The organism is Microbacterium sp. 71-36, from assembly GCF_001898305.1.
Taxonomy (GTDB): domain Bacteria; phylum Actinomycetota; class Actinomycetes; order Actinomycetales; family Microbacteriaceae; genus Microbacterium.
On the sequence record NZ_MKTP01000001.1, the window covers coordinates 535,746 to 560,146 of the forward strand.

The 24,401-nt window shown below is 68.3% G+C and carries 39 protein-coding genes and 1 tRNA gene; 3 read left to right on the plus strand and 37 right to left on the minus strand.

What is annotated here, in order from left to right; genetic code table 11:
• Positions 1 to 3: 3 nt before the first annotated feature.
• From BGO45_RS02650 to BGO45_RS02825, 36 genes are all read right to left on the minus strand, one after another.
• A complete protein-coding gene (locus BGO45_RS02650) occupies positions 4 to 1,662 on the minus strand; it encodes a hypothetical protein (RefSeq protein WP_292690698.1) in 1,659 nt (552 codons plus the stop codon).
• Complete coding sequence (locus BGO45_RS02655; protein ID WP_292690700.1) at positions 1,616 to 2,245, minus strand: hypothetical protein; 630 nt, start codon at positions 2,243 to 2,245, stop codon at positions 1,616 to 1,618. Before BGO45_RS02655 ends, BGO45_RS02650 begins: the two co-directional genes overlap by 47 nt.
• Positions 2,232 to 2,924 carry a DNA methyltransferase gene (locus tag BGO45_RS02660; RefSeq protein ID WP_292690702.1) on the minus strand — a complete coding sequence of 231 codons (693 nt, stop codon included), beginning with the start codon at positions 2,922 to 2,924 and terminating at the stop codon, positions 2,232 to 2,234. The genes BGO45_RS02655 and BGO45_RS02660 overlap by 14 nt, the downstream gene beginning before the upstream one ends.
• A 138-nt stretch (positions 2,925 to 3,062) precedes the next feature.
• The gene (locus BGO45_RS02665) at positions 3,063 to 3,416 is read right to left on the minus strand and encodes a hypothetical protein (RefSeq protein WP_292690704.1); all 354 of its coding nucleotides are present in this window, start codon (positions 3,414 to 3,416) and stop codon (positions 3,063 to 3,065) included.
• Between the two features lie 163 nt (positions 3,417 to 3,579).
• Positions 3,580 to 3,924, minus strand: a complete 345-nt coding sequence (locus tag BGO45_RS02670) for a hypothetical protein (RefSeq protein ID WP_292690706.1) — start codon at positions 3,922 to 3,924, stop codon at positions 3,580 to 3,582.
• 10 nt (positions 3,925 to 3,934) lie between these two features.
• Positions 3,935 to 4,093, minus strand: coding sequence for a hypothetical protein (locus BGO45_RS02675; RefSeq protein WP_292690707.1), 159 nt, complete (start codon positions 4,091 to 4,093; stop codon positions 3,935 to 3,937).
• A 5-nt stretch (positions 4,094 to 4,098) separates the two neighbouring features.
• The gene (locus BGO45_RS02680; RefSeq protein WP_292690708.1) at positions 4,099 to 4,455 is read right to left on the minus strand and encodes an HNH endonuclease; all 357 of its coding nucleotides are present in this window, start codon (positions 4,453 to 4,455) and stop codon (positions 4,099 to 4,101) included.
• Positions 4,456 to 4,676: 221 nt separating this feature from the next.
• Positions 4,677 to 5,021 (minus strand): hypothetical protein, encoded by a 345-nt coding sequence (locus tag BGO45_RS02685; protein ID WP_292690709.1) that lies wholly within the window; start codon positions 5,019 to 5,021, stop codon positions 4,677 to 4,679.
• 198 nt (positions 5,022 to 5,219) lie between these two features.
• A complete protein-coding gene (locus BGO45_RS02690) occupies positions 5,220 to 5,477 on the minus strand; it encodes a hypothetical protein (protein WP_292690710.1) in 258 nt (85 codons plus the stop codon).
• Between the two features lie 3 nt (positions 5,478 to 5,480).
• Complete coding sequence (locus BGO45_RS02695) at positions 5,481 to 5,669, minus strand: hypothetical protein (RefSeq protein ID WP_292690711.1); 189 nt, start codon at positions 5,667 to 5,669, stop codon at positions 5,481 to 5,483.
• A 493-nt stretch (positions 5,670 to 6,162) separates the two neighbouring features.
• A complete protein-coding gene (locus BGO45_RS02700; protein WP_292690712.1) occupies positions 6,163 to 6,777 on the minus strand; it encodes a hypothetical protein in 615 nt (204 codons plus the stop codon).
• Positions 6,774 to 7,022, minus strand: coding sequence for a hypothetical protein (locus BGO45_RS02705; RefSeq protein WP_292690713.1), 249 nt, complete (start codon positions 7,020 to 7,022; stop codon positions 6,774 to 6,776). Before BGO45_RS02705 ends, BGO45_RS02700 begins: the two co-directional genes overlap by 4 nt.
• Positions 7,019 to 8,212, minus strand: a complete 1,194-nt coding sequence (locus BGO45_RS02710; protein ID WP_292690714.1) for a DNA cytosine methyltransferase — start codon at positions 8,210 to 8,212, stop codon at positions 7,019 to 7,021. Before BGO45_RS02710 ends, BGO45_RS02705 begins: the two co-directional genes overlap by 4 nt.
• A gap of 5 nt (positions 8,213 to 8,217) precedes the next feature.
• On the minus strand, positions 8,218 to 10,845 hold the full coding sequence (locus BGO45_RS02715) for a DNA methyltransferase (protein WP_292690715.1): 2,628 nt from the start codon (positions 10,843 to 10,845) through the stop codon (positions 8,218 to 8,220).
• The gene (locus tag BGO45_RS02720; RefSeq protein WP_292690716.1) at positions 10,842 to 11,108 is read right to left on the minus strand and encodes a glutaredoxin family protein; all 267 of its coding nucleotides are present in this window, start codon (positions 11,106 to 11,108) and stop codon (positions 10,842 to 10,844) included. The genes BGO45_RS02715 and BGO45_RS02720 overlap by 4 nt, the downstream gene beginning before the upstream one ends.
• Positions 11,105 to 11,497 (minus strand): hypothetical protein, encoded by a 393-nt coding sequence (locus tag BGO45_RS02725; protein ID WP_292690717.1) that lies wholly within the window; start codon positions 11,495 to 11,497, stop codon positions 11,105 to 11,107. The genes BGO45_RS02720 and BGO45_RS02725 overlap by 4 nt, the downstream gene beginning before the upstream one ends.
• Complete coding sequence (locus tag BGO45_RS02730) at positions 11,497 to 11,739, minus strand: hypothetical protein (protein ID WP_292690719.1); 243 nt, start codon at positions 11,737 to 11,739, stop codon at positions 11,497 to 11,499. The genes BGO45_RS02725 and BGO45_RS02730 overlap by 1 nt, the downstream gene beginning before the upstream one ends.
• Positions 11,739 to 12,122, minus strand: coding sequence for a single-stranded DNA-binding protein (locus BGO45_RS02735; RefSeq protein WP_292690721.1), 384 nt, complete (start codon positions 12,120 to 12,122; stop codon positions 11,739 to 11,741). The genes BGO45_RS02730 and BGO45_RS02735 overlap by 1 nt, the downstream gene beginning before the upstream one ends.
• Positions 12,113 to 13,450, minus strand: coding sequence for a replicative DNA helicase (locus tag BGO45_RS02740; protein WP_292690723.1), 1,338 nt, complete (start codon positions 13,448 to 13,450; stop codon positions 12,113 to 12,115). Before BGO45_RS02740 ends, BGO45_RS02735 begins: the two co-directional genes overlap by 10 nt.
• Complete coding sequence (locus tag BGO45_RS02745; protein WP_292690725.1) at positions 13,443 to 13,790, minus strand: hypothetical protein; 348 nt, start codon at positions 13,788 to 13,790, stop codon at positions 13,443 to 13,445. The genes BGO45_RS02740 and BGO45_RS02745 overlap by 8 nt, the downstream gene beginning before the upstream one ends.
• 17 nt (positions 13,791 to 13,807) lie before the next feature.
• Positions 13,808 to 14,005 (minus strand): hypothetical protein, encoded by a 198-nt coding sequence (locus tag BGO45_RS02750; protein ID WP_292690727.1) that lies wholly within the window; start codon positions 14,003 to 14,005, stop codon positions 13,808 to 13,810.
• Positions 14,002 to 14,775, minus strand: coding sequence for a hypothetical protein (locus BGO45_RS02755; protein WP_292690729.1), 774 nt, complete (start codon positions 14,773 to 14,775; stop codon positions 14,002 to 14,004). The genes BGO45_RS02750 and BGO45_RS02755 overlap by 4 nt, the downstream gene beginning before the upstream one ends.
• On the minus strand, positions 14,772 to 15,182 hold the full coding sequence (locus BGO45_RS02760; RefSeq protein ID WP_292690731.1) for a hypothetical protein: 411 nt from the start codon (positions 15,180 to 15,182) through the stop codon (positions 14,772 to 14,774). The genes BGO45_RS02755 and BGO45_RS02760 overlap by 4 nt, the downstream gene beginning before the upstream one ends.
• Positions 15,182 to 15,652, minus strand: a complete 471-nt coding sequence (locus BGO45_RS02765) for a hypothetical protein (protein ID WP_292690733.1) — start codon at positions 15,650 to 15,652, stop codon at positions 15,182 to 15,184. Before BGO45_RS02765 ends, BGO45_RS02760 begins: the two co-directional genes overlap by 1 nt.
• Entirely contained in the window at positions 15,649 to 15,957 is a 309-nt protein-coding gene (locus tag BGO45_RS02770) for a hypothetical protein (RefSeq protein WP_292690735.1), read from the minus strand. The genes BGO45_RS02765 and BGO45_RS02770 overlap by 4 nt, the downstream gene beginning before the upstream one ends.
• Positions 15,954 to 16,892 (minus strand): phage recombination protein Bet, encoded by a 939-nt coding sequence (bet, locus tag BGO45_RS02775; protein WP_292690737.1) that lies wholly within the window; start codon positions 16,890 to 16,892, stop codon positions 15,954 to 15,956. Before bet ends, BGO45_RS02770 begins: the two co-directional genes overlap by 4 nt.
• The gene (locus BGO45_RS02780) at positions 16,889 to 17,950 is read right to left on the minus strand and encodes a YqaJ viral recombinase family protein (protein WP_292690739.1); all 1,062 of its coding nucleotides are present in this window, start codon (positions 17,948 to 17,950) and stop codon (positions 16,889 to 16,891) included. The genes bet and BGO45_RS02780 overlap by 4 nt, the downstream gene beginning before the upstream one ends.
• Position 17,951: 1 nt before the next feature.
• Complete coding sequence (locus BGO45_RS02785; protein WP_292690741.1) at positions 17,952 to 18,455, minus strand: hypothetical protein; 504 nt, start codon at positions 18,453 to 18,455, stop codon at positions 17,952 to 17,954.
• A gap of 473 nt (positions 18,456 to 18,928) precedes the next feature.
• Positions 18,929 to 19,234 carry a hypothetical protein gene (locus BGO45_RS02790; RefSeq protein ID WP_292690743.1) on the minus strand — a complete coding sequence of 102 codons (306 nt, stop codon included), beginning with the start codon at positions 19,232 to 19,234 and terminating at the stop codon, positions 18,929 to 18,931.
• A 25-nt stretch (positions 19,235 to 19,259) separates the two neighbouring features.
• Positions 19,260 to 19,664, minus strand: a complete 405-nt coding sequence (locus BGO45_RS02795; protein WP_292690746.1) for an HNH endonuclease signature motif containing protein — start codon at positions 19,662 to 19,664, stop codon at positions 19,260 to 19,262.
• Positions 19,661 to 20,137: a RusA family crossover junction endodeoxyribonuclease gene (locus tag BGO45_RS02800; RefSeq protein WP_292690747.1), complete on the minus strand. Its 477-nt coding sequence runs from the start codon at positions 20,135 to 20,137 to the stop codon at positions 19,661 to 19,663. The genes BGO45_RS02795 and BGO45_RS02800 overlap by 4 nt, the downstream gene beginning before the upstream one ends.
• Positions 20,134 to 20,697: a hypothetical protein gene (locus BGO45_RS02805; protein WP_292690749.1), complete on the minus strand. Its 564-nt coding sequence runs from the start codon at positions 20,695 to 20,697 to the stop codon at positions 20,134 to 20,136. Before BGO45_RS02805 ends, BGO45_RS02800 begins: the two co-directional genes overlap by 4 nt.
• Positions 20,694 to 20,888 carry a hypothetical protein gene (locus BGO45_RS02810; protein WP_292690750.1) on the minus strand — a complete coding sequence of 65 codons (195 nt, stop codon included), beginning with the start codon at positions 20,886 to 20,888 and terminating at the stop codon, positions 20,694 to 20,696. The genes BGO45_RS02805 and BGO45_RS02810 overlap by 4 nt, the downstream gene beginning before the upstream one ends.
• Before the next feature lie 109 nt (positions 20,889 to 20,997).
• Positions 20,998 to 21,228, minus strand: a complete 231-nt coding sequence (locus BGO45_RS02815) for a hypothetical protein (RefSeq protein ID WP_292690753.1) — start codon at positions 21,226 to 21,228, stop codon at positions 20,998 to 21,000.
• A gap of 172 nt (positions 21,229 to 21,400) precedes the next feature.
• Positions 21,401 to 21,655 carry a hypothetical protein gene (locus tag BGO45_RS02820; protein WP_292690755.1) on the minus strand — a complete coding sequence of 85 codons (255 nt, stop codon included), beginning with the start codon at positions 21,653 to 21,655 and terminating at the stop codon, positions 21,401 to 21,403.
• Complete coding sequence (locus tag BGO45_RS02825) at positions 21,652 to 21,927, minus strand: helix-turn-helix transcriptional regulator (RefSeq protein ID WP_292690757.1); 276 nt, start codon at positions 21,925 to 21,927, stop codon at positions 21,652 to 21,654. The genes BGO45_RS02820 and BGO45_RS02825 overlap by 4 nt, the downstream gene beginning before the upstream one ends.
• An 89-nt stretch (positions 21,928 to 22,016) precedes the next feature.
• Between BGO45_RS02825 and BGO45_RS02830 the strand changes: the two genes are divergently transcribed.
• Genes BGO45_RS02830 through BGO45_RS02840 form a run of 3 tightly spaced genes read left to right on the plus strand, consistent with a single transcriptional unit; the run spans position 22,017 to position 24,177 of the window.
• Complete coding sequence (locus BGO45_RS02830; RefSeq protein WP_292690759.1) at positions 22,017 to 22,520, plus strand: hypothetical protein; 504 nt, start codon at positions 22,017 to 22,019, stop codon at positions 22,518 to 22,520.
• 49 nt (positions 22,521 to 22,569) lie between these two features.
• Entirely contained in the window at positions 22,570 to 22,974 is a 405-nt protein-coding gene (locus tag BGO45_RS02835; protein WP_292690761.1) for an ImmA/IrrE family metallo-endopeptidase, read from the plus strand.
• Between the two features lie 54 nt (positions 22,975 to 23,028).
• The gene (locus BGO45_RS02840) at positions 23,029 to 24,177 is read left to right on the plus strand and encodes a tyrosine-type recombinase/integrase (RefSeq protein ID WP_292690763.1); all 1,149 of its coding nucleotides are present in this window, start codon (positions 23,029 to 23,031) and stop codon (positions 24,175 to 24,177) included.
• Positions 24,178 to 24,281: 104 nt separating this feature from the next.
• Here the strand turns inward: BGO45_RS02840 and BGO45_RS02845 are convergent.
• Positions 24,282 to 24,357, minus strand: a tRNA-Lys gene (locus BGO45_RS02845).
• Positions 24,358 to 24,401: the final 44 nt, after the last annotated feature.

Here is a 24,401-nt window from a genome sequence, read left to right on the forward strand (position 1 = left end):
CTCCTAGAACTGGATCGTGCGCAGGCTCGGCTCGCGGCTCTCCGTGCTCGTAGCTCGGATCACCCGCGGCGCGGGCGGCGGCGGTGCGGTCTGCTTGGGCGGCGGAGGCGTCAACATCTCCAGGCCGTAGAGGGCCTCGCTCTCGGCGATGAGCCCCGAGATGTCGACCGGCTTCGACCGGCGCCGCGACCACGCCTTGTTGTCGGCGTAATCCATGACGACGCCACCCTCGACGGCCGTGTCAATGTCCGGCTGCTCGATGATCAGCAGCTGCCGGTCACGGACGCGATCGCGCATGCGCGCGGTGGCGTGCGCGAACTGCCCGCCGTCGAGCGCGTGCACGATCAGTCCGGCCTCTTCGAGCAGCGGCGCGAACTCAGCGGCGCGGCATCCGCGGCTCTGTACGACCACCTCACGGTGACCGGACTTCTCCGCCAGCTCGATCATGAACCTCGGCACCCACAGCATCCCCGTGCGCTTCACGCGGGTGGTGACGAACGGGCGGCCATCGGTGGTGAGTACTGCGGCCGCGAGCCACGTCATGTCGTCCTCGCTGGTGTCCAGCGCCCACACGGTGCGCGAGCCGCGCGCGATGCTGATCTCCGAGGGGAGCACTCGGCGCGGACGCCAGTCCCGCGGGGAGATGTACGACTGGACCTGCGAGGTCACCCACTGGCACAGCACCTCGGTGCGGTACGACGCCTCGAGCATGTCGCGGGCATCCTGGAGGCACATCTCGACGGTGATCTCGCCGTACCCGATGCTCGGATTGGCCTGCAGGATCGCGTCGATGTCGTCAAGCCGGCATCCGTCGGGCGCCGACCACTCGAATAGAGCCGACGTCGGCGCGGCGAGCTCGCCGTTGGCGTACGCCTCCAGCTCGTCGATGCCTCGCGACAGCCAGTCCTCGATCTCGGCGATGCGCGTCTCGCGCTGCTTGCGGAGCACGACGGAACGGACATCGCCCGCGTTGGAGATGCCCCAGAGCTGGGAGTTGAACACCGCCTTGGTCGTCTGTGCGACGGAGTCCCACGCGTCCCACGTCTGCTGCTCGCGCATCTCATCCATGAGCACACGGGCCGCCGACTTGCCGCGGCCGCCCTTTCGAGATGCCGCGCGGACCTCGTAGTGGGCGCCGTTGCGGAGGTAGATGCCGGGCTGGCCGTTCTTCCGCTGGAGCTTCTGCACGGCCTTCGCGAGCGAGGGGACGTGGCCCTCGTTCTCGGCGTCACACCAGCGCCCGGTGAGGTTCCAGACGTCCTGCGCGGTGTCGAGGTTCTGGGCGGTGCCGAGCACCTTGAACCGAAACGGCGGCAGGCGCTCCTCGAAGCGGTCAGCGTCGACGAACAGCCACCACGCCGCAAGTACTGCGGCCAGCAGGCTCTTCCCGTTCTGGCGAGCCACCAGGACGATGACGCGGCGGAACCGGAAAGTGCCGTCCGGGTTCAGCTCGAGCGCGTGGATGAGGAGCCACTTCTGCCACGGGTACAGCGCGACGCGGAGGAACACGAGCGCGAACTCGATCACCTCGAATCCGAGCGACGTCTCCGGGGTGAGCGGGCGCAGCGGCCGTGTCCACAGGCGGGGCTCCTCGCTGCCGCGCAGGTCGGAGTAATCAGCCAGCGTTTCCGCGGTTGCGGCTCTTCCAGTCGTCGAGGTCAACCGGCTCCCCCTTCGAAGGCTCGACCGCGCCCTCCGTGCTGGGGGCCGGGACCGAGGCGTTCAGAGCGGCGCGAGCGGCCGGCGTCGCCCCCAGCTCGCGGAGCCCGTTCCACAGGTGCGGGAGCAGGTACATCGCCTTCGTCGCTTCGAGCGACGTGCCGTTCGCCACGGCGTGGTCGATCTGGCGGGCCACCTGGCGGCAGGAAGCGATGAGCGCCTCATCGGCGGCCGTGGTCGTGATCTCCGCGAGCGTCTTCTCCAAGGCGTCCGTGATCGCGTCCTTGACGCGCGTGGGCTCGCCCAGCAGGCGCTGGCGCTCCTGCATCAGCTTCACGACACGATCGGTTGCCGCCGCGTCACCGTTCAGGGCCTTCTGCCAGTGCGCGCGGTGCAGCGCGTCGATCCGCTCGAGGTCGACGATGCGCGCGGCCGTCTGATCGAGCGCGACGGTGGATGCCTCGATCGCCTTCCGCACCGCGGTCTTCGCCTGCGCGACGGTGCAGGAGAGCTGCACGGCGATCTGCTCGTACGGCACCGCCGCGCGGAACAGCGCGAACGCCTTCTTCTGGTCAGGCGCCGGCATCCGGCACCCCGGTGAAGTCGACGGGCACGCCCTCACGGACGGGCGTCATGCCGGTGTGCTCCTGGAAGCGTCGGCAGATGACGTCGGCGTAGGTCGGGTCCAGCTCGACGAGGAACGCCTTCCGGCCGAGCCGGTGGGCGGCGATGAGCGTGGAGCCGGATCCGCCGAAGCCGTCGATGACCCACGCGCCCGGGGCGCATGAGTTCTTCAGCATGGCCTCGACGAGCTCGACCGGCTTCATGGTCGGGTGGACCGCGGAGCGGGACGGCCGTGCGATGTCGAACACGGTCGACGATCGGTTGTCGCCGTGCCAGTGGTCGCCGCCGCGGCCGAGCCGCCCTGATCCGTCGGCGGTGAAGCCGTACACGATCGGCTCGAAGTCGCGAGGCGCCGCGTCACCGACGACGCCCTCGGCGATCGGCTCGGACTGGTAGTGGTAGTCGGCGCGTGAGAGCACGAACCGGTCCTTCACCCACATCAGCGTCTGCCGGTACCGGATGCCGAGACGCTCCATCGCCGTCTGCAGGGGGATGCGGAGCACATCGGAGTGGGCGACGTAGATCGGGGCGCCGGGGCGGCACACGGCCACGTCACCACGGCGCGGGTTCCGATGGAACAGCGACAGCTCCCCCACACCGAACTGCACGACTTCCAGGCGGCGCAACGTCGACTCGTCCACCCGATCACCGTCCTTCCGAGGTCTCGTGCGCGTGCGCGCGTGCGATGGGGGTGCCCCTCACACCCGGGGAGAGAGGAAGCGACCGGGCGGGAGGTGGTCCGTGGGGTGGGGGGTCGTGGATTTTTTGGGGGGTTGGGGTCAGGCGCGGATGATCTCGGCGTGCTGGGAGGCTGCGAGGTTGGCGTACAGGGACGTCCAGGCGTCGGTGCCTCGGAGCAGGGGGTCGACGGCTTCGTCGAGGTAGACGATGTCGGCACTCACGCCGCGGGCTCCCTGGCGGTAGGAGCGGATGGTGATCTCTCCCCCGGTGGTGGGGTAGCTGATGCTCTCCGCGCCGTTGGCTCGGCGGACGACGACGTCTACGTCCTGGGGGATGGCTTGGGCGATCTCTTCGAGCGCTTCTCGTGAGGTCTGTACGTCTCGGGTGATGACGATGATTCGCTTCCCCGCGATCGCGTCGGCGTTGATCCCTGCGGCTGCGTAGCGGTTCATCGGGTGACCCGTGCCCAGATGGCCAGCATCCTGTCGCGGGCGATGAGTCGGCGTCGCGCGGCGCGCTCTGCGGCGGACATGGCGCCCCGTTCGAGGTTCTTGTGAGCCTCTCGTAGCCAGGTATCCGCGGCTGCATCGCGGCGGCGGATGAGCCAGCGAGTGATCATGAGAACCACGCATCCCCTGCAGGGCCGTCGAGTTGCATCACCTGGATGGCGGTCTCTTTGGTCGCGTGCTCGTCACACAGCACGGCGAGGGCGTACCCGTCGCCTTCGACCTCGAACATGCGCTGCGCGGGCGCCGTGCAGCCCTTGAGCATGCAGCTCGTCCAGCGTGCGCGGCCGTGCTCTCGCACCCTGTCGCGCTGGTACTGACCGAAGCACTCGCGCGCCTCGGCCTCGGTGGCGTGGGGGGCGTGGTGGGCGCAGTAGCCGACGGGGCGGCGCCCGTTGACGACCATGTGGAAGCCGGAGTGGTCGGTGCGCTCCAGGACGGTGCGACGGTTCATGGGTGTCTCCTCAGTCGTCGAGGTCGTCGCCCATCTCCAGGCGAGCAAGATGGCGTTCGGCGCGCTCCGCGTCGAGCTGGTGGAATGCGCCGTGGTGAGTGGCCGCGCGGCGTCGGTCGTACGCGAGCTGCTCGGCGTCGCGCAGCTCGTCCCATCTGGATCCGGTCACAGGGGTCACCACCAGTCGGGGACGAGCTCGCCGAGCCCTCCCCCGTCGATCAGGCCGTCGCTCTTCACCTGGTTGCAGAGCTTGTGGCTGTGCCGGAAGTTGTCCCAGTCCTCCTGTAGCTCGGGATGTGTCTTGACCGGGTAGTAGTGGTCGAGGTTGTGCGACTCGGGAGTCGTGCCTGGCGCGGCGTCGTAGTCGATCCGGGCCTTGCAGATGTGGCAGTCAGCTGCGGGGTCGCCCTCGGCGTCGAGCTGCTTCCCCTCGTCGAAGAAGCGCTGGCGCAGCTCGTGCATGCGGCGGGTGTTCTTCCGCGCCGCGACGACGCCGGGGCCGAGAACGGCCGTCTCCGAGTACTCGTCCATCCCACCTCCCAGATGTGAGGGGCGCCGGCGCCGTGGTCGGCCCATCGGCGCCCCTCAGGGATGGCGCAGGTGCCCCTCGCCCGAGGTCGGGGCGTCATGGGGGTCCTTCGCGGCAGGCAGCTTCGCGTTCACGCCGGTCAGACACCGGCCGGGAGGAGTGCGGGGGCGAGCGACACCGATGCGCGCGCCTGCCGCGTGGCCTCGAACTCCCGGCCGGTGGATCAGATGGCGACGTTGTCGCCGAGGTTCGTGGTGATGTGGTGCCCGTCGACGTCGATCACGACGCCCTCGAGCGGATACCCGTCACGGTCGTACCGGAGGATGTCGCCCACGCGGATCTCGATGGCGTCGGCGACGTCGACGACGCGCGGGGTGGTCGTGTCGATCCACTCGACCGCAGCGCGGGCCTCCTGCGCGAGGCTGGGCCCGTCCGGGTGGGGTGACGTGTCGAGCACGTCGGCGAGTTGGGTGAGGCCCGCACGGTCTCGCTGCTCCTGCAGGCGGGCGATGTTGGCCCGGTTGACGGAGGCGAAGGTGCCATGTCGGTGCCCGTGGGTAGGCTCCACGGCAGCCCTCCGATCGATGGGAGTCGATGGTGGGTCAGACCCCGATCGGCGTTGGCGCGCTGGTCGGGGTCGTCTTCGTTCGGGGTATGGCGAAGGCCCCGGAGCGGGTGTGCTCGGCGGGGCCTTTCGGGCGTGGTGTCCGTGTCAGACACCTTGCTAACCATGAATGTAGGGTCCGAAACCACTCGGGTGTCAACTTCACTCCGAAACTGATTCTGGGGAGGCGTGTGCGGCTGCCTGCGCGGCTTTCTTCGCGCGGAGTCGGTAGCGGTGGGCGGGGTCGTTCCGCATCCTGTCGCGCCACCAGGCGAGCAGGATGTCTTCCTCGACGACGCGGACGCGCTGCCCATCCCGCACGGCCCAGCTCATGACCATGCCGCGCGCCCGCCAGTACTCGATGCAACGCTTCGTGCGGTGCACGCGCTTGGCGGCCTCGCGGTAGGTGAGAGTGCTCATGGGTCAGCCGTTCACCAGTCGGTCGACGCGGTTCAGTGGGATGCCTGTCAGCTCGGCGATCCGCTCAAGCGACACCCCGTGCCGGGCGGCGATGCTGACGTAGTAGGTCTCGGTGACGATGGTCGGATTCGGGTCGGTGCGGAGGATCCGCAGGTAGTTCTCGGCGATGAAGATTCGCTGCTGTGTCGGCATTCCTGACCTCCTTTCGGGTCATGGAGATAGTTACTCGTACCCCTGACAGCTACGCAAACGATCCTGTGGATAACTCTGTGGAGAACGTGTGGGAAACGCCGCCTCAGGTGTGCATAAGCGCTGTGGATAACTCTGTGGTCGGTGGAAAGTTCGAAACTACAGCCGCGTAATTCCGCGGCCACCGCGGTCCACAGGCATGTGAAGGGATTCAGGGTGAAGCATCAGGTGAATCCTGCGTGCTTTGTGTACAAGTCAGGGGATAAATTCGACGTACTCCTCGACCGCAACGCTGCGTTGAGATCGGCTGCGCGGGCGGCCTCGCAGTCCTTGCAGACCACCTCTGCCCAGTCGGAGGTCACCTTCGACTTCGACGCGTTGCGCCCGCAGTAGCCCTTGCCTGGCACCCCGCCAGGAGCACATACGCGTGCGGCATCCGTCGTCGAGGCGAAGGGAACGACGTGCCCGCGTCGCTCCTTCGCGATCGGCCCATCGCTCATGCCCCCGCCGGCCGGTGGTGGCAGCTCTGGCAGGCCTTCACGAGCACGGCCCCGTCAGGGCCGTCCGTCCAGTCGACGGTCACGGCGTCCTCGCCGCACAGCTCGCACGACTCGGGGCGAGCGCGTCGAACGGTCCCGGTCTCAAGGCGCGTGTGCGCTCGGCGGATGAGACGGAACAGCTCGCCCTCCGCGGCGGCGAGGTCGGGCCATGCGAGGAGGTGGTCTACCCATGCCGCCATCCACTCGTTCGCGATGAACGCCCACCGGCGAGCGGTGTCGACATCGTCCGGCAGCGACGCCGGCAGCGCCGGGGCTTCGACGCCGAGGCGCGACGATGCCACCGTGAGGTAGGCGCGCAGAGAGTGCCAGACCGCGGCCGCGTACTTGGACTCGGGTCCGTCGACGACCGGCATGTTGTCGATGAAGCCGCCCCCGGACACGCGCTCGCGCAGCTGTGCGGCGCGCAGCATCTGTGGTGCCATGGCGACCGTCCCGACGGCCTGCACGACGTTCGGGAGCTGGTCGACGTGCCAGAGGTATTGCGCCTTCCACTCCTGGTAGCCGCGCTCCGCTGCCTCGTCCTCGGTGAGCAGTCCTTCGACGTCGTTCACGCGACGGCCCCCTTCCGGCGCTTCGGCGCCAACTCAACGTGCAGAGCGAACAGCTCCGCGTCCCGACGGATGTACTGAAACTGCGTCCGCCACTCGGCGACCTCGGCAGGATCCGCGCGGCTCGTGGTCCGGATCGTGTCCACGCAGACGCCCAGGTCCTCCGCAATCCACGAAGCTGGCACCCCCTCTGCACGCAGGAGGACGATGCGCTCGCGCTCGGCGTCCGTGAGCGGCTGGCCCTTCATGCTGCGAGCGCCAGGGTCGAGCGGACGTCGTAGCCGAGGGACTCGACGCATGCGGCGATGATGTCCCGTGCTGCGTTCGGGGTGACGGCGTTCCCGGCCATGCGGACCTGCTCTCTCTTGTTGCCGAGCAGGACGTACGCCGACGAGAACGCCATGCCGCGCTTGATCTCGTCCGGCTCGAGCATGCGGAACTCGGCGTCGTACACGAGCTGCCAGATCTCGTCGTCCGTGAGCGTCAGCTCCGCGGCGGGGACCTGCTGGGCGTCGATGAGCGACTGGTGCCCGCCCGTGGTAAGCGTGCGGAGCGGCTCGTGCGCCGACGTCGTCTGCCAGCCCGTGCGGAGCATCGTCTTCTCGGCGAGCTCCTCCATCCCGAGCGACTTTCGGTCGCCGATCCGGATGCCGCGCTTCGACCAGTCGATGATGGTGTCGGCGCCGGCGACCGCGGGGAACACCTCGGTGTTGCAGGAGATCTCGGGGCAGCGAAGCGTGTACTGCGCGCCGTAGGTCTTCATCGGCGAGCCCTTCGGCTTGAACACCTGGGCCGAGCGGATCAGCCCGTGTTCAGGGCAGACGGCCTCGGGCCGGATCCAGGAGTCGAAGTCGGGGCGCCGGTTCCCCGACTTCCAGAACACGATGTACACGCGGTCGCGGGATTGCGGGGCGGCAGGCCCGGCGCCCGCGGCGTGCATGCTGTTCAGCCAGATGACCTCGTGGAGGTAGTTGAGGTCGTGCATCGCGCGGAGCCACGAGGCCCACTGGACGCCCTTCACGACGCGGGGCACGTTCTCGACGATGACGATCTCGTAGCCGTGGTGCGCGGTGAAGCGCGGCACGTCCCACATCCCCATCCGGGACCGGTCGGCGGCCTCGTTCGGGAGCGAATCGCCAAAGAAGTCCCACGCGAGCTGCCCGTCGGGGAGCTTCTCCCCGCGGGCCTGCGACCAGTAGGTGCACTCGGGCGAGAACCAGCCGATGGTGGTCCGCGGGTAGCGGGCGGGGTCGGCCTTGTTGATGTCGGCCTTGTCGTGATCCGTCTCCGGGTGGTTCGTGTTGTGCGTCTCGATAGCCAGAGGCCAGTGATTCACTGCCATGACGACGCGGACGCCGACGCCGATGGCGCCCGTCGTTGAGCCGCCCGCGCCGCAGTAGTAGTCCGACATCGTGACGTCGCTCGTGGTTCTCTGCATCAGCATCAGGCGGCCTGCCATTCGGTGTCGAGGAGGTCGAACAGGGTAGGGACGTCCCGCTGGTTGTCGTGCTCGGTGAGGTAGACGACCGAGTCAGCGACGGAGACGGGATTCAGCTCCGAGCCGAACCCGCGCCGGTCCTGCTTCACCGCTTCCAGCACCGTCGAACCGAGGCCCGAGAACGGGTCACCCACCAGCTCGCCCGGGTTGGAGTACATCCGGATCAGGCGGCGAGGGATATCGAGCGGGAACGGGCAGATGTGCGCCTCAACCTCCCTCGCGCGCTGGCGGCTGTTCAGCGTGTGGATCCGGAGGATGTCCGTCCACACGTCGTCGCGCCACGAGCCCGGCATGAGCGACGCGAACGTGCCGGGGAGCGCGCGGGCCGCGGCGAGACGGTCAGCGAGTGCGACGTGCGCGTCATAGTCGTAGACCGTGTTCGACAGCTGCTTCGCGAACAGCTTCGACCGGGTTCCGACGTCGAGCGCGGCGAGCTCGTCGCTCGAGAGGAGCCGGTTGCCGCCCGTACGCCAGTCCGCGGCCGCGTCGATCTGCCACTGCCCGACCGTGTAGTCGGCCTTGCTCTTCGTGATCGGAGTGTCCGCATAGGAGCTCCGCCGGTCGGTCTGCGGCTTGTGGAACAGCAGCACGTACTCTGGCGACCCGACGCCCATTTTCGAGTGGTCCTTGGCCATCTCGGAGTAGGTCAGGCGGTAGGTCTGGTTGTTCTCGCGCACGACGTCGGTCGTGACCGTGATCATCCCGTAGTAGTCGAACCCGTGCCCGGTGTAGTGGGCGATCGCTTCGGCGTGGAGGGTGTCGACGGTGTACACACCGGCCTTGGTGACGGAGCCGTACAGCTGCCAGTCCTTGACGTGGATGGCCATGATCCGGCCGGGCATGAGCGCGCGGTAGAGCGATGGCGTGAGGTAGTCCATCTGCCACCAGAACCGGGCGTTGTCGTCGGAGTGGCCGAAGTCGGCATAGTTGGGCGAGTACTCGTACTTACCCGCGAACGGGATCGATGAGCAGATGAACCCCATGGACTCTGGGGCGACCTGGTCGCGCCACTCGATCACCGAGTCGTTCAGCGCGATCGTCCACGCTTCCCCGTGGTGCACTTCTCGCTCGACGCCCATCGCGCGGGTGAGAGCGTCCGAGATCGCGGTCGCGGACAGTCCGAACTCGCGTAGTACTTCCGACATCGTGTCGACGAGACGGTCGTTCTCCGCCCACTTCCCCTGCAGGTTGTCGCGGACAGCTGCTTCGGTCTCGGCATAGATCAGGTGCACGTCGCACGCGCGGGTCTGCCCGAACCGGTGGATGCGGTGCACCGCTTGGACCGTCTCCTCGAACTTCTGGGTGATGCCGACGAACACGGCCGTCGAGCACTGCTGGAGGTTGAGGCCGCGGCCGAGCATCATCGGCTTCCCGATGAGCGCGTACGTCTCGCCGGCGAGCCACGCCCGCAGGCGTTCCTCGACCTGCTCGTCGGTGAGGGACCCGTGGATAGACGAGTAGGTGAGGCCCTCAGCGTCGAGCGCGCGCTCGAGCGCGGTCTGTTCGTCGTTCAGGTGGCACCAGAGGAGGATCTGGCTCGGCAGCGGGCGCCCGAAGTGCTCGCGCACGATGGACATGGCGCGCGTGACGCGCTCCGGGAGCGTGCGCCGCTTCTCGCGTGCCGCGTCGATCGACGACATCGCGCCGCCGACACCGAAGGTGGCCTGCCCGTCCTTCTCGACCTGTCCGGTCGAGATGTCGACGGTCACCTCGTCCCAGTGCACGCGGAGCTCGGGGAGCGCGTAGCCGGCGTCGGAGTAGCCGAGGTCGGAGGGTCGCTGGATGAAGCATGCCCAGGTGTTCAGCCACAGCCAGAACTCGCGCTGCTTGTGGGGGTGCAGGCGCAGGTTGTTCGCGTCGGACGAGTCGCGCTTGAAGAACCGGGTGAGGGCCTGGCCGGTGTCCATGATGCCGAGGAAGTCGGCGTAGTGGATCAGCTCCTTGTGACGGTTCGGGGACGGGGTGGCCGTCGCGACGAATCGGAACGGGACGACCGCAAAGGCGGGCCCGAGCTTCTGGTAGGTCTCGGAGTCAAATGAGCGGAGTACTGCGGCCTCGTCGAGCGACACCGCGACGAACAGGCTCGGATCGATCTTCTCGTCCCGGACGGACTCGTAGTTCGTGACGTAGAGACCCGACCACGTGGGGTCGACCTCGGCCGTGGTGCGGACGAACCGCACCTCGACGTCGAGCAGCTCGCGGCCATCGCGCACGATGTCGAAGCGGACGCCTAGCGGTGCGACGATCAGCCCGCGGCGGACGAGCCGACCGAACGCGTCATGGGTGCCGTGGTCGGTGGCGTGCTCCACGATGAGGCGGAGTACTTCGAGCTGCATGACGGACTTGCCGAGCCCGTAGCGGGCGAAGATCGCGCGCCGGCCGCCCTCGACTGCCCAGTGCACGATGGCGGCCTGGTGCGGCTGGTAGAGCGGGTGCTCGGGCTGGAAGATCGGCGACAGCGCGTCGTCGGGGACGGTGAAGCCGTAGGACCGGTCGAAGCGGACCTTCTCCCGCAGGAACGAGTCGTAGTCGCGGCCGTCGTTGCCCGTGTTCAGAGTGAGGAGGGCGTTCATGTCTGCTCCACGTGGTGGTCGGACCGCCAGAGGTCGATGACCTCTCCGATCTCGGTGGGAAGGAACCCGGGGACGGCCCGGGCGCCGTACTCGGTGATGGGGGCGGATGCCAGACCGAGACGTCGGAAGTACTCCAGGTCTTCGGCGGCATCCGGTGCGGTGATGTCGCGTTCGATGAACGGGACGTTCGCGGTGGTGAGCGCTGCCTTGACCGCTGTGCACGGACCGCACGCGGGCTTCGTCCACACGATGACGTCGGTCACGACCGGTCCTCCAGGTCTTCGTCGCGTACCCGCGTCTCGTCGTAGACGGTGGCGCTGCACGACTTCGGGAACCGGCAGCACCGCGGGTCGTACTCACCGGATGCCGCTTCGGGCCATGCTTCGACGCACGGGCGGAGCCGCCGCGGTCGCTGGTCCACGTCGAACCCGTGCTCGGTGGCTCTCTCCGCTCGCTGCACGACCGATTCCCCGGCCGCCTTCTCGGCTTCCGTGGCGGAGTCGATGAGTTGCTGAGCGAGCGCACGCGCCGTCTCGGGGGTCATGCGCGTGCGGCCGTCAGCATCGGGGAACGTGAGGAGTTCCACCTCCCCGTCATCCGTCCAGTCGGCCTCCGCGATCGGAACCGTCTTCCGCTCCTGCAAGATGCTCATCACTGCTCCCACCCGAGGGCGGCGCGCACCTCAGCACGCCGCGCGTTCTTCTCCTCGACCGCGGCCTGCGTGACCGGGTTCGTGTACGTCTTCTCGTCGTGCCGCAGCACGGCCGCTGGCAGCGCAAGGGCGGTGAGCTGGTTCGACAACCGGAGTTGCGCGGTGAGGTCGTCGATCGCCTCCACCTGGGTGCGGCGAAGCTTCGGGCTCGACACGCCGGATCCGCCCTTCGGTGCCGGCATCAGAACGGCTCCCCAGAGTTCTGGGGCGTCGTCCATCCGCCACCCGCAGGCTGCTGCGCGGGCGCCTCGCGGACCACCGTCCCGACCGTGCGAGCGCGCACGATGATCTTGCGGACCTGCTTTCCTTCACGGTTCTCGTACGACGCGTCGCGCTCCTCGCCCTCGACGATCACGACCGTCCCGCGAGCGAGCTGCGCGATCGCATCCGGCGCCTGCCACGACTCGACGTCGTGCCAGATCGTGAACTCGTCCTCCCACTGGTTCGTGTCGCGGTTGTAGCGGCGCTTTGTCTCGGCGACGCTGAACGTCGCGACGTGCTTCCCGCCGGCGGCGCGGACCTCGGGTACTCCCCCGAGTCGCCCGACGATCGTCTTCACTGCCATGCCTGATTCCCTTCGTTGACGTCGACGAGCGTCGACGGTGACCATTGGCGCGACACGACGCGGGAGAAGGTGCCCTCCCACGTCAGCGACACGCGCCCGTTCTGCCCCTGCCTGTTCTTGGCGATGTCGACGTCGAGCCGACTCGGGGAGTTCTTCTCGTCGCGGTGCAGCAGGATCACGGCATCCGCGTCCTGCTCGATCGCGCCGGACTCGCGTAGGTCCGCGAGCGTGGGCCGGTTCGACTTCCGCGCGGTCGACCCACGGTTCAGCTGCGACAGGGCGATGACCGGGACACCGAGGGACTGCGCCAGCAGCTTCAGCGACCGCGAGAACCCGGCCACCTCGATCTGGCGGGACTCGACCCGCTCGCCCGACGTGAGAAGCTGCAGGTAGTCCACGACGACGCCGGCGAGACGCTGACCCTTCGGGGCGCGGCGAGCGACCGACCGCGCGAACGCGCGCACCTGGGTGATCGTCGAGACCTCGTCCGACGTCGACACGAACAGCGGCGTCTCCGCGATCTGCGAGCGCACCATCGCGAGGTTCTGCCACGACGCCTTCGACACCTCGTGATTCACGAGCGAGTGCAGCGACACCTGCGCGAGCTGAGACACCCAGCGCGACATGAGGTCGTCCCTCGACATCTCGAGCGAGCAGAACGCGACGGGCCCTTCCTTCGCGAGACGCAGCGCCGCCTGAAGTCCGACGATCGACTTGCCCTGCCCGGGGCGCGCGCCGACGACGTACAGGCCGCCCGCGCGGAGCCCGCCGAGGTGGTTGTTGATCTCCCACCACGGGGTCGGCACGTACCGAGGCTTCTGCTCCAGACCCTCGACGTAGAAGTTCAGGTAGTCGCCGAACTTGCGGACGTCGACGGAGGCGTTCGCGCCGATCCTGTCGACCTTCTCGCGAGCCATCTCGACCGCGTCGAGCGCGCCGATGCCGGTGTTCGCGGCGAGGTGCGCGATGTTCGCACCGACCTCGAGCAGCCGCCGGCGGATCGCGTGCTGGTGGACGATGTCGCCGTAGTACGCGCCGTTCGCGGCCGTCGCCACGTTCGACGTCAGCTCGTGCACGTACGCGGCATCCAGCGTCGCCTGCAGGTCTCCGGCACGGAGCAGGTCGTCCACGACGGCAACGACATCCGTGGGCGCACCGGCTTCATACAGGCGGCGGATTGAGGCGAACACCGTCTCGTGCTTCGGCTCGTACATGTCGCCCGGCTCGACCACCGACAGCACGTCGTCGAGCACCGAGGTCGACAGCATCGCTGAGCCCAGCACGGCACGCTCCGCCGCGAGGTCGTACGGGACGAGGACGTCACTCACCGGGCACCTCCACGCCCAGCTCGCGGAGGACGCGGGCAGGACGCTCACCGGCCTCCACGCGCGCCTGGAACTGCTCGGCGTCCACACCGTGCGCACGGAGCCATGCCGGGCCGTCAGCGAGGCGCACGCCGTCGCCGGGAGCCATGTCCGCCGTGATGACCAGAACATCGGCGGGCATCAGCATCTGTACGTTGCCGCGGTAGTGGATCCGCACCGCGTCGATCGCCGCGCCCAGCGGCACGTCGGCGAGGACGATGGACCACTCGATCGCCATCCGCGCGAGATCCTCCGGCGCGCGCCGGAACCGGCCGTCGAGCAGCGCGGCCTTCGTCAGCAGCACGTTCGCCTCCTGCGCGTTCACGCTGCAGCTCGCAGAGGAATCGGGGCACCGCTGCCGCCGTCGTCGCCGCGAGGCTTGTGCCGCGGGCAGAAGTCGGCTCCCCCGGTGCTGCCGCCGAGGTACCAGCCGTTCGCGATGAACACGGCGGACCGACTTCCGCAGGAGTCACCGTCGGGGAACACGAAGTCGCACGCGACCATCTCGAACCGGCTCATGCGCCGACCGCCAGACGATCGTGCTTGGCGAGCAGCTCGGCAGCGCGCCTGCCGGCATCGACCGCGCCCAGGCGCTCCTGGCGAGGCTCCGGCAGCTCGTCATCCCAGCCGGCGCGATTCAGCCACGTCGCCGGGTACGGGATGAACTGCTTCTCGGGGATGCCCGGGTTGTCTCGGTACGCGATCGCGGCCGCCAGGATCCGCTCGCCCTCGACGACGACCGTGACCTTGTCCCACGCGCGCTGAGCGTCCGGCTTCGCAACCTTCCTGGGCCACACCGCCCAGAAGTCCTCGAAGGACACCATCGCCCGCAGCTCGATCGCCGTTTCTTCTGGATGGTGTTCTTCCAGATGTTCTTCTATAGGACTGGTGTTCTTATAGGGTGCGGATTTTCCGCTAGCGGTTGATCCGCCAGCGGTTGACCCGTTAGCGGTGAATCCGTCAGCGGTGCCACCGTGGGCGGAAAATCCGTCACCGGTCGCAGGGTCGTGCAGCTCGTACTCCACCTCGCCGAAGCGGCCCCGCTGCCCGCGGCTCTGTGAGACGACCAGGTAGCCGTGGTCCTTCAGCTCGACGAGCGCGGACTTGATCGCGTCGCGGCCCTCGATGCCGGCATCCTGAAGACCCGACACTGACACGTGCCAGCCGACCCGGTGCGACATGATCTCGACCAGCAGGCCGCGCGCCTTCCGCGACAACCGCTCGTCCCGCGCCCACGCATTGGGGACCTGGGTGAACTGCCCCTCGAACTCGAGGTGCGTGCGCCTCACGCCCATGACTTGCTCTCCACTTCGATTGCTCGGCCGCTCTCCGTGAGCAGCCACCACGTTCCGTCGTTCCTCTGGACGCGCACCCGCGTCGGGTCGAACTCCGAACCCCGCCCGAGCCGCGAGATCAGGACGCCCCGCTCGAGCGCTTCATCCCGCTCGTCCTCCGCCCAGCCGTGGCATCCGGTCGTCCCGGATCCGCAGAGCGTCAGCGCGTTCGCAGCGGATGCGAACTCCTCCTGACCGCGGCCCTTCACCCCGCCGCGGCCGCGCGGCTTCCGGTGGTGCATCGACCACCCGATGCCGCGGTCCTCGAACCGCAGGCCACGGCGGCAGAGGAAGCACGCCGCGCCATCCCGGTCGAAGAACACCCGCCGCACCGTGGTTGCCGTGAACTCGCCCGCGGCCATCACGCGCCCCCGCCGTAGCCCTGAGCGGATGCCCGGTCGACGGCGCGGGAGTCCGCGCGGTCGGTGCGGTGGTTGTCGAGCGCGGCGTCGAGCGCGTCGAGGAACTTCCGCATCGCCCGCTCGCGCTGCTCCGCCACCAGGTACGTCAGTTTCAGCTCGTAGGCGTCACGCTCGGCCATCGCCTGGGCCAGACCCAGAGAAACCTTCTTGCCCTCGAGCGCGGCGCTCTCGGTGATCTCGACGACCTTCACCGCGATCGCGTTCTCGTAGTCGGCCTTCGCGGTGCCGTACACCTTGCCGGCGTCCCGAAGCTCCCACACGAAGTCGAACCGGAGCGCCACGATCCGCTGCCCGTACGTCGCGCCCTGCCCAAGACGGCGGACCGTTTCGGAGAGCTTCAGATGCAGCGCGTCGGTGGGGTCCACCTCCAGGCCAATCAGATCGCGGAGTACTTCGGCGGGCGTGCTCATCGGTCGAACGCCCCCACCGCGACCACGCGCACGCGCTCGCTGTCACGGAACTCGTGCACCACCTCGGCGCCCTGCCCGTTCCGGACCTCGACGTACACGTGCCCGGGCACGCCGTTCGCGCGCGTCGTGAGCACGAGCAGGTCCTGACCCGCCAGGCGCACGGTGTCGCCCGGCTCCACAGAGGACGCGGGCACCACGCCCGGCACCTCGAACCCCGGCTTCACGAACCCCGGAATGCGGCGGTAGTCCGGCCCCAGGATCGCGCCGTCCTCCGTGCGCACGAGCGGCGTGCCGACGAGCATCACGGCTGCACCTCGGCCGTGGGCCAGTCGTGCACGGGCACACCCGCCGTCTCGTCCACGACCTCGGCATCGACGACGTCTTCGGCCTTCTCCGGCAGCCGGTCACGCAACTCCCACAGGTAGGCGCCGAGCGCGCGGCCGTCGCCGATCATGACGTCCAGGTCACCGGCCTCCTGCGCGGCCACGAAGATCGGACGCAGCTCCTCACGAGAGCGCGCGGCGTTCGCCTGCGCGAGCCAGTCCTGCGACGGCATCCGCGCCTCCGGCTGAGCCGGAGCGGTGTGCGGCGCGACCTGCGGGGTCGAGTCAGCCTGGCTCTGCTGCTCCACCGGCGCCGGCTTGTCGGCCTGCGCCATTTCCTCGGACGAGTACAGCCCGGACAGGTCCTGGGGGAACGCCTTGCGGAGCGCGAGCATCTCGGCGCACTTCGCCAGCATCAGCGGGCCCATCTTCCGCCACATCTCGGTGACGTCGCCGTTGTACGTGCGCTGCACGTACGCGTCCCACAGTGCGATCGCGTAGAGCGCGTCCCGGAACCCACGGCGGTACACGCCGACACGGGCGGCCTTCGGCGGATCGTCGGCGAGCCAGACCTGCGTCCAGGTGATGCCGTCAGCGGTGAACTCGGGCGTCGTCTGACCCTCGTACTGACCCGACCGCTCCGCGACCAGGCGGGCACCGTCGATGCTGATCTGGATCTGCCACTTCAGCTGACCCTTCGACTTCCGCGCGATCGAGTAGATCTGACGCGCGATCGGATCCAGACCGGTGCGCGCGCAGTGCTGAAGGAACGCCGCCACGACGGGACGCTCGGCGAGCGTCTTCGTCCCCGACTGCGAGTCCGTGTGCACCAGGCCCGCGGCCTCGACGAGCGCGCGCTCCTCCGGGCTCCAGGTGCTGTTGTCGCTGCTCTTCGGCAGCGTCGCGAGAGCGCTCATGCCGCCTCTCCCTTCGTCTTGACTTCGGTGACCGTCAAGCTCGGCTTGGTCGGCACCAGCTCGTCGGTCGTGGTCGTGTAAGCGCCCAGGCACTTCGCCCAGGCGTCTTCGAGCACCGCGAGATCCGCGCGGCCCTTCTCGACGGCCGCCCAGACATCGGGCAGCTCCGCCTTCGCGGTGGTCTCGTCGACGTGCGTCTGCGGAACGGTCGCGGTGCCAGCGGGAACCCAGGTGACCTGCGCCGCCGACGACCGCTGCGACAGCTCCTCACGCCCCGCGAGCTCGGCCTGCAGCGCCTTCCACGCCGTCTCCTTCTTGCGTTTCCCTGCGGCCTCCTCGCGGCGTCCAGCGAGGACATCGAGCGCGAGCACGTCCAGAACGGGATCGACCACCGGCGCGGTGACGTTCCCGGCGTCGACCTCGGCGCGCTTCTTGTCGAGCGCGCTGAAGAATCGGCGAGCGAACGCGGCCAACCGCTTCGCGAGGGCCTCGTCGAACTCGATCCAGTGCTCGAACCGTCGGCCGGCCTCGAAGCCCGTCTCCGGAGTGCCGAGGCGTTCCTCCCAGATGAACAGGCAGCGGCGCGCGCCGGTGACGACCATCGCCCACGTCATCTGCTCGAGGTAGCCGGTGCGCTCGAACGTCGGCGTCCCCGGCGTCAGGTCGTGCCCCGACGTCTTGTACTCACCGAGCAGCAGCTCACCGTCGAACGTCGCACCGACACCGTCCGGGGAAGCCAGCCACCGGCGGTTCTCGGCGTGGTGGAACACGCGCGACTCGGCGAGGATCCCGCGCCGCTCGGCGGCGGCCGCGAGGAACGGTTCGCGCAGCTTCCCCCACTCGGTGTAGGCGTTGCCGTTGAACGTGTCCTCCTTGAGCCCGAGCTTCAGGTCGACGAGCTCGCCCTGGCGCTTCTTGCCGACGGCCAGGCCAGCGATCTCGGTCGCTGTGAGGCCAGTGAGGCGTTCGGCGAGCCACGCTGCACGGTCCTGGTCGGATGCTCCGGCGCGGCGCATGAGCTCAGCGACGGCGGGCGGAACGAATGTCGTGGTGGTCACGTCAGGCCTCCCGCGTCCAGAAGTCCGGGTCGCTGTCCGGCCCGAGGCCGTGGCCAGCGTCGTCCGGCGGGAACTCGGCGACCATCGCGTCGAACGAATCGAACTGCGGCACGTCCGGGTAGTTCCGCGCCACGACGCGGCGGACGCCGAGCCCGATATCCGACGGGACGTGCAGCGCGACGATGCGCGCCTTCTCGGCACGGAACCCGCGGGTGCCGATGACCGTCTCGCCGTAAGCCTCGACGACAGCCATCACGCGGCCGGGCTCGTAGTAGTCGTTCGATCCCTCGTAGTAGCCGTAGAACCCGTGAGGGCACTCGGCGAGCGAGTGCGGCGGACGCGAGGACTCACGCAGGCGTCCCGGCTCCCGGCCCGAGAGGAACGCGAGGGGGTCGGGCCGCTGCATGCAGCGCGCCACGTTCTCCCCCGGCCGCCACACCGTCGCGAACGCCACACCGACGCGGCGACCCAGCTTGTCGACGTCGAACGACCGAGTCCCGGTCACGACCCCGGCCGCGAAATCCCGAGTCCGACCATCGAACTCGCCCGCGGGACGGACACTGGGCTTGGACACCTGAGGCACGCTCGCTGTCACGTTCGTGGTCGGCCCGAGCAGAGCACGCCGAAGTACCTCCTCGCGGGCCCGCAGGTAGTAGTTGGGGTTCGAGCCGCCAAAGATCCCGCCGCCGCCGCTCACGCCGGCACCGGCTCTTCCACGGGCGCCTCGACCGGCGCGGGTGCCGTCGCCGGCGCCTCCACCGGCTCCAGCTCGATGTGCTTCAAGGGCTTTCCGATATCGCCCATTGGTGTTCCTCTTTCGGTAGATGACGTGCAATGCGATGGATGTGGAGAGGGCGACGGCCGCGATGAGCGCGGTCGCCCAACCGGGACGCCCGAAGGCGAAGAAGCCGACCGACAGGAGGGCCTCTACGGCAGCGACAGCGGCCATGTAGCGGGCCCACCAGCGGAGTCGACTCATCAGTCGTCGGCGTCCGGGATGTCGAGCGCGTCCTGACCGGTGCGCTTCTTGTACGCCGCGTCGCGGAGCTTCAGCGCAGCGGTCGCGGCCTTGTCATCCCAGAGCGGCTCGAGGTGCTTCATCGCGACGACCGGCCACTCCTCCCCCGCGCGTCGCTTCTCCATCACCTCGTCCACGGAGAACGTGACGACGGCGACGATCTGGTCGCCCGGCGCCATCTCGATGAGCTGCTCCTCGACGCCGAACAGGCCGTTCGCCTGCTCCGCCGGGACGCCGCGCTTGAACGCGGTCGGCTTGAGTTCCATATCTGTCTGCTCCTTGTTCGGTGTTTCAGGCGGCGCGGGCGGCGTGCTCGCGACGGATGTTCTCGGCCTGTGTGACGGGCTCGAGGTGGTCGGGGTTGACGCAGCGGGTGTTGCGGCAGAGGTGGTCGATCTGGAAGCCGTCCGGGATCGGACCGACCTGCTCCTCGTAGGCCCAGCGGTGGGTCTGGACGTTGCGCCCGTCGAGGCGGAAGAGGCCGTAGCCAGTACGGAGCGATCCGGTCCACTCCCAGCAGTCGGCCTTCACAACCCGTGCCCAGAAGCGCTCGCTGACCGTGGCGGACGCCGGCGCACGGTGGTTCACGCTGTGCAGCGGATCGCCGTGGCGGCGATAGCGGTCCCAGTGCAAGGTGCACCAGCCGCGAGCCCGCGACGGGCGGTCGCAGTCGTCGATCGCGCACGGCGCCTTCATGCTGCTGTTCCTTCCTCGACGACGGGTGCCGTCTGGTTGACCGACGGCACGAGGACCGTGACGCCGGAGATCGGGGTGATGGTCACGTGCACGCCAGGCGCGGCGCCGTAGACCTTGGAGGTGTGGGCTTCGACGACGCGCGAGTCGTCGGGCCAGACGTTCCCGGCTTCGGTGATGCCGTCGAACACCGCGCGCAGGAGCTTGTCGAGGTCCGGTTTGACGGTCGGCAGGTCACGCTTCACGGAGGGCGGCTTGGGCAGGACGAAGGCGGCATCGACGCGGCACGCGCCGTCGACCGGGTCACGGAAGGCGAAGACTCCGAACGCCACGCGGGCGACCTGCTGGCGCCACGGGTGCAGAAGTGTCTTGTTGTCGTCGACGATCTGCACGAGCGTCGAGTTCTTCGGCGAGAAACCCTTCTTCGAGCCCTGCGGGATCGGGACACCGGGGACGAAGAACGTCGTCGGGGTCATGCCGACGCCTCCGGCCAGAAGCGACGACCAGCGGTGATCGCCGCAGCGTGCCGTCCGAACAGACCGTGCTCGGCCGTCTCGAACTTGACCCCACCGAAGACACCGTTCGGGTCAGGCAACGTGACCGCAGCGCACTCGTGACCGTCGATCGTGAGCAGCCAGCCCTCGCCAGGCTCAGCGTCGCGCCAGGGCTTCGGCTCGGGGTGAGCATCGAAGTACTCGGCAGCGACGTCGAAGAACAGGCCTCCCGCGTGGTCCGAGCCCACGAGGCGACCGTCACGAGTCAGGATGTGTGACTTGCCACCGCTCTCGTTGACCACGATGCAGAGATCCCGCTCGATCGCGTCCGGGTACACGACGAAGTAGTCGTACTGGGTCGATCGCCAGCGGCCGAGGCGGGCATCATCCTCAGTCCGGAAGAACTCCCGCAGCGCGTCCATGTCCGCGTCCGACAGATGCGAGTAGTCGCGGAGCGAGTCCTCGCCCTCGTCGTCGATGATGTGGAAGCCTCCCGGGCGGTCCACGATCTGGAATCCGTTGGATGCGGTGAAGTCGTTCACGCGGTCATCACCACGGCGATGACCAGCTCGGCCACGGCGACCGCACCGAGCACGGATGCCAGCACGATCAGCCACCGCGGGACGGTGCGCTCAGGCGAGTACTCGAGCGGGGCGTGGGCGATGACGACGCGGCGGGCACGGTACGGGCGGCGCCGAAGCGACTTCGGGGCGCGCAGAAGAAGACGGTTCACGGGTGCTCCTGAGAGAGGTGATGAGGTGTGCGGTTGGCGGGGGCCGCCGGGGATGCGAACGGCGACCGTCGCCGGCATCAGTGGTGGGGGCAGCACCCCCGGCGGAAGATCAGGGGTACGTGTTGTCGAGCGCGTCCAGCTCGGCGTCGAGGCGCTCACACTCGGCGTCAATAGCTGGCGGGCCGAACCAGACATCGCGGGAGAAGGCGCCGCACGTCCAGAAGACAACGAGGACGAGAAGGGCGGCCGCGGCGAGCATCTCCCACGAGCGGACGCCGTTGGCGAATGCTGCCATCACCAGGAGGAAAAGGACGAGGGAGATCCAACGTAGGAAGCTCACGACTTCACCTCCCGAATCGTCACCGTGCAAGCGGAATACCTTTGGGCGATCGACCGAGCTATCGCCTTCGCGTCGGTCTTGTACGCGACTGCCGCGACGACGGTCACGCCGGAGTCCCCGGCGGTCCTCACCGTGATCTCGAACTGCAGCGCTGGGCGGTTATCGGGATGATTCATGACTGCTCCCGAGTGGAGTGACGCGCCGATCGGACCCATGCGTCGACGTCGGCTGCGGAGTAGATGATGACCTTCCCGCGCTTACCGGTCGGCTTGAAGTAGGCCGGGCCCTTACCGGTGCGGCGCAGTTCCGCGAGGTTCTCGACGGTGAGGCCGGGCACGCGGGCGGCGACGTCGGCGGGTCCAAGCCAGACGACGTCGACTCCCTTCACGACGGGGCGGATCGGCGTGACCACAGCAGCAGTGCTCACGACGCCACCGCCACAGGCTCGGGTGCCGTGACCTCGGATGCCTCGACGAGGACCGGCTCCGTGACCTCACCGAACGCAAGCCCGAAGGCCTGCATGATTCCGAGCACGGTGCGCAGCGAGGGCTCTTCGCCCGCCTTCAGCCGCGCCAGCGTCGCCCGGGTGATGCCAATGGTGCGAGCGAACGCATCGTCGCTTCGGATGCCCGCGTTGTGCTTCAACCGATCGAGCAGCTCGGGACGGATTCTCACCGTCGTACCAAGTGGTTCAGTCATGAAACGATGGAAACATAGGTGAGACACATCGTCAACAGGAATGGAACAATTGGTTTGACAGTGAGACTTAGGTGTCTCACACTTGAGACATGCCTACTCCCCACGAATGGCTCAAGGCCATCGGAGCAACCGAGTCCCTTCGCGACATAGCGAGCCGCTCGGGTATCAGCCACGCCACGCTTTCGCGTCAGATCACGAACGGACGGTTTTTGATCGAGACATCGCTTGAACTTGCTCGCGCGTACGACGCGTCCCCCATTGCCGCCCTCGTTGCCAATGGACACCTCACCGAGGAGGAGGCGGGAATCAGCGGTATCGATGTCGCCCTCTCCACGGCGACTGATGAGCAGATCGTTCTAGAAGTAGGGAGAAGGCTTGGCGTGTCGGGCTCGATCCTCTTCGATGCGCCCATCAGCCAGGCCGTCGAGATGGCTGGCAACGTCGTCGGGCATGGTCGGTTCCCCGGTGATGTCGGAAGCTCGACGCAAGATGAGGACTCGGACGAGCCGTCCGTGAAGCAGCCGCCAGCGAAGAGGCGGACGGCTGCAAGGAAGGGAGCCCGCAAGGCCGATGAGGCACCGTACGCGGACTGAGCGGGAAGGGGGGCGACCGTTGAAGTATCTGCTGAGGTACGCAGCGAGCGTGGGCATCACCGTTCACGCGGCTCACCTTGAGGATGGGGTCCTCGGTGAGTGGTACGAGGAGGAACGCGAGATCTACGTCGACCTGAAGCTGACGCCCGACGAGGTGGTCTTCACGATCGCGCACGAGCTGGGTCACGCGCACAACGGCGACCGGTGCGAAGGTGTCCCCGAGGTCGAGGAACGCGCCGACGTGTTCGCCACTCAACTCCTCATCGAGCCCGCGCGCTATGCAGAGTTGGAACGAGAGGGCCTCCATCATCACGACATCGCCGAAGAGCTCGGCGTGTCCGACAGCGCACTCGAGCTGTGGCTGCGGTCGACGATCGTGAGACTTCGCGGCGTGACCTACGCGCGAGCGCGGATGGGCGTCGGCCAGTGGCTCTACCGAGAGCGGACCGCATGATGCTCCACGCAGCGCTGTGCGCTCGCCTCGCGCCCTCGGAGGCGGTGACGGTCAGTGGGTCGTAGGTCACCGGGCATCGAGCCGTACGAGACGAAGCAGGGCACGAGATACCGGGTCCGCTATCGCAAGCCCGACAAGCAGCAGACGGACAAGCGCGGCTTCAAGACTGTGAAGGACGCCGAGCTGTATCTCGCTGCGATCAAGGTGTCGAAGGCGACCGGCGACTACATCGACCCGTCGAAGGCGACAATCACCGTCGGCGCGCTGCATCAGCGGTGGCTCGACGGCAAGAAGGTGCTCAAGCCGTCCGCGTACGACGCGCTCCCCCGCGCGTGGAAGAACCAGGTGGAACCCACATGGGGCAAGCGTGAGATCGGGTCGATCGAGAAGTCTGAGGTGCAGGCGTGGGTGGCCGGCATCTACGCCGAGCGTTCCGCCTCCACCACGTTGCGCGCGCTCGGCGTCCTCGCGGGGATCCTCGACATGGCGATCGACGACGGACGCATCAAGCGCAACCCCGCGCGCGGGCTCACGAACCGGCCCCGCAAGCCGAAGAAGAAGCCCGGCCGCGTCTACCTCACGCACCCGCAGCTCGAGCTGCTCGCGCGATGCTCGAAGCGCCCGACGATGGTCCGCCTACTCGGGGTCACGGGCCTGCGGTGGGGCGAGGCGGCCGCGCTCATGGTCCGCGGCCACGACGAGATCCGTCGACGGTTGCACGCCGAACTGAACGCGCCGACCGTGAACGGCAAGGTCATGATCGGGCCCTTGAAGTCGTGGGAGGACCGCTGGGTCCCGTATCCGGCGTATCTCCAGCCGGAGGTGAAGGCTCTGTGTCTCGCGCGACGGCCAGACGACCTTCTGTTCCCGGACGACGTCGGCGGCCACCAGCGGCGACCCGACCACGGCACCGGATGGTTCGAGGGCGCCGTCAAGCGCGCCCAGGCGATTGACCCGCACTTCCCGCGCATTACCGTCCACGACCTACGGCACACGGCAGCGAGCCTCGCCGTGTCGGCAGGCGCGAACGTGAAGGCGCTCCAGCGGATGCTCGGGCACGCGTCGGCCGCGGAGACGTTGGACACGTACGCGGATCTGTTCGACGACGACCTCGAATCGGTCGCGATGAAGCTCGGTGTCGCGCGCGCGGCCGCAGGCTTCAGCGACGAGTGGGAGCGGAAGTTGGCCGGCCCCGCGGCGTGACCGGGTGTGCGGTGTGGGCAAAACGTGGGCACGAGCACTCCCCCGGGAACGACAAAAAGCCCCGCGATCCCAGTGTTTGACCGGTATCGCGGGGCTTGTTCGTGTGGTGCACCCCCTGGGACTCGAACCCAGAACCCACTGATTAAGAGTCAGTTGCTCTGCCGATTGAGCTAGAGGTGCGTTCCGTTCGGCCCGGAAAACGCGTTCCGAACCGAGGGATTACG

Coding starts and splice junctions, on each gene's coding strand:
- BGO45_RS02665 (WP_292690704.1), bottom strand. CDS start 3,416: ATGAACCGCTACGCAGCCGCAGGGATCAACGCCGACGCGATCGCGGGG.
- BGO45_RS02725 (WP_292690717.1), bottom strand. CDS start 11,497: ATGAGCATCTTGCAGGAGCGGAAGACGGTTCCGATCGCGGAGGCCGAC.
- BGO45_RS02825 (WP_292690757.1), bottom strand. CDS start 21,927: ATGACTGAACCACTTGGTACGACGGTGAGAATCCGTCCCGAGCTGCTC.
- BGO45_RS02795 (WP_292690746.1), bottom strand. CDS start 19,664: ATGAAGGCGCCGTGCGCGATCGACGACTGCGACCGCCCGTCGCGGGCT.
- BGO45_RS02710 (WP_292690714.1), bottom strand. CDS start 8,212: ATGCAGAGAACCACGAGCGACGTCACGATGTCGGACTACTACTGCGGC.
- BGO45_RS02690 (WP_292690710.1), bottom strand. CDS start 5,477: ATGAGCACTCTCACCTACCGCGAGGCCGCCAAGCGCGTGCACCGCACG.
- BGO45_RS02830 (WP_292690759.1), top strand. CDS start 22,017: ATGCCTACTCCCCACGAATGGCTCAAGGCCATCGGAGCAACCGAGTCC.
- BGO45_RS02670 (WP_292690706.1), bottom strand. CDS start 3,924: ATGAACCGTCGCACCGTCCTGGAGCGCACCGACCACTCCGGCTTCCAC.
- BGO45_RS02705 (WP_292690713.1), bottom strand. CDS start 7,022: ATGAAGGGCCAGCCGCTCACGGACGCCGAGCGCGAGCGCATCGTCCTC.
- BGO45_RS02800 (WP_292690747.1), bottom strand. CDS start 20,137: ATGACCCCGACGACGTTCTTCGTCCCCGGTGTCCCGATCCCGCAGGGC.
- BGO45_RS02790 (WP_292690743.1), bottom strand. CDS start 19,234: ATGGAACTCAAGCCGACCGCGTTCAAGCGCGGCGTCCCGGCGGAGCAG.
- BGO45_RS02750 (WP_292690727.1), bottom strand. CDS start 14,005: ATGAGCCGGTTCGAGATGGTCGCGTGCGACTTCGTGTTCCCCGACGGT.
- BGO45_RS02655 (WP_292690700.1), bottom strand. CDS start 2,245: ATGCCGGCGCCTGACCAGAAGAAGGCGTTCGCGCTGTTCCGCGCGGCG.
- BGO45_RS02765 (WP_292690733.1), bottom strand. CDS start 15,652: ATGAGCACGCCCGCCGAAGTACTCCGCGATCTGATTGGCCTGGAGGTG.
- BGO45_RS02735 (WP_292690721.1), bottom strand. CDS start 12,122: ATGGCAGTGAAGACGATCGTCGGGCGACTCGGGGGAGTACCCGAGGTC.
- BGO45_RS02680 (WP_292690708.1), bottom strand. CDS start 4,455: ATGGACGAGTACTCGGAGACGGCCGTTCTCGGCCCCGGCGTCGTCGCG.
- BGO45_RS02715 (WP_292690715.1), bottom strand. CDS start 10,845: ATGAACGCCCTCCTCACTCTGAACACGGGCAACGACGGCCGCGACTAC.
- BGO45_RS02695 (WP_292690711.1), bottom strand. CDS start 5,669: ATGCCGACACAGCAGCGAATCTTCATCGCCGAGAACTACCTGCGGATC.
- BGO45_RS02760 (WP_292690731.1), bottom strand. CDS start 15,182: ATGGCCGCGGGCGAGTTCACGGCAACCACGGTGCGGCGGGTGTTCTTC.
- BGO45_RS02730 (WP_292690719.1), bottom strand. CDS start 11,739: ATGCCGGCACCGAAGGGCGGATCCGGCGTGTCGAGCCCGAAGCTTCGC.
- bet (WP_292690737.1), bottom strand. CDS start 16,892: ATGAGCGCTCTCGCGACGCTGCCGAAGAGCAGCGACAACAGCACCTGG.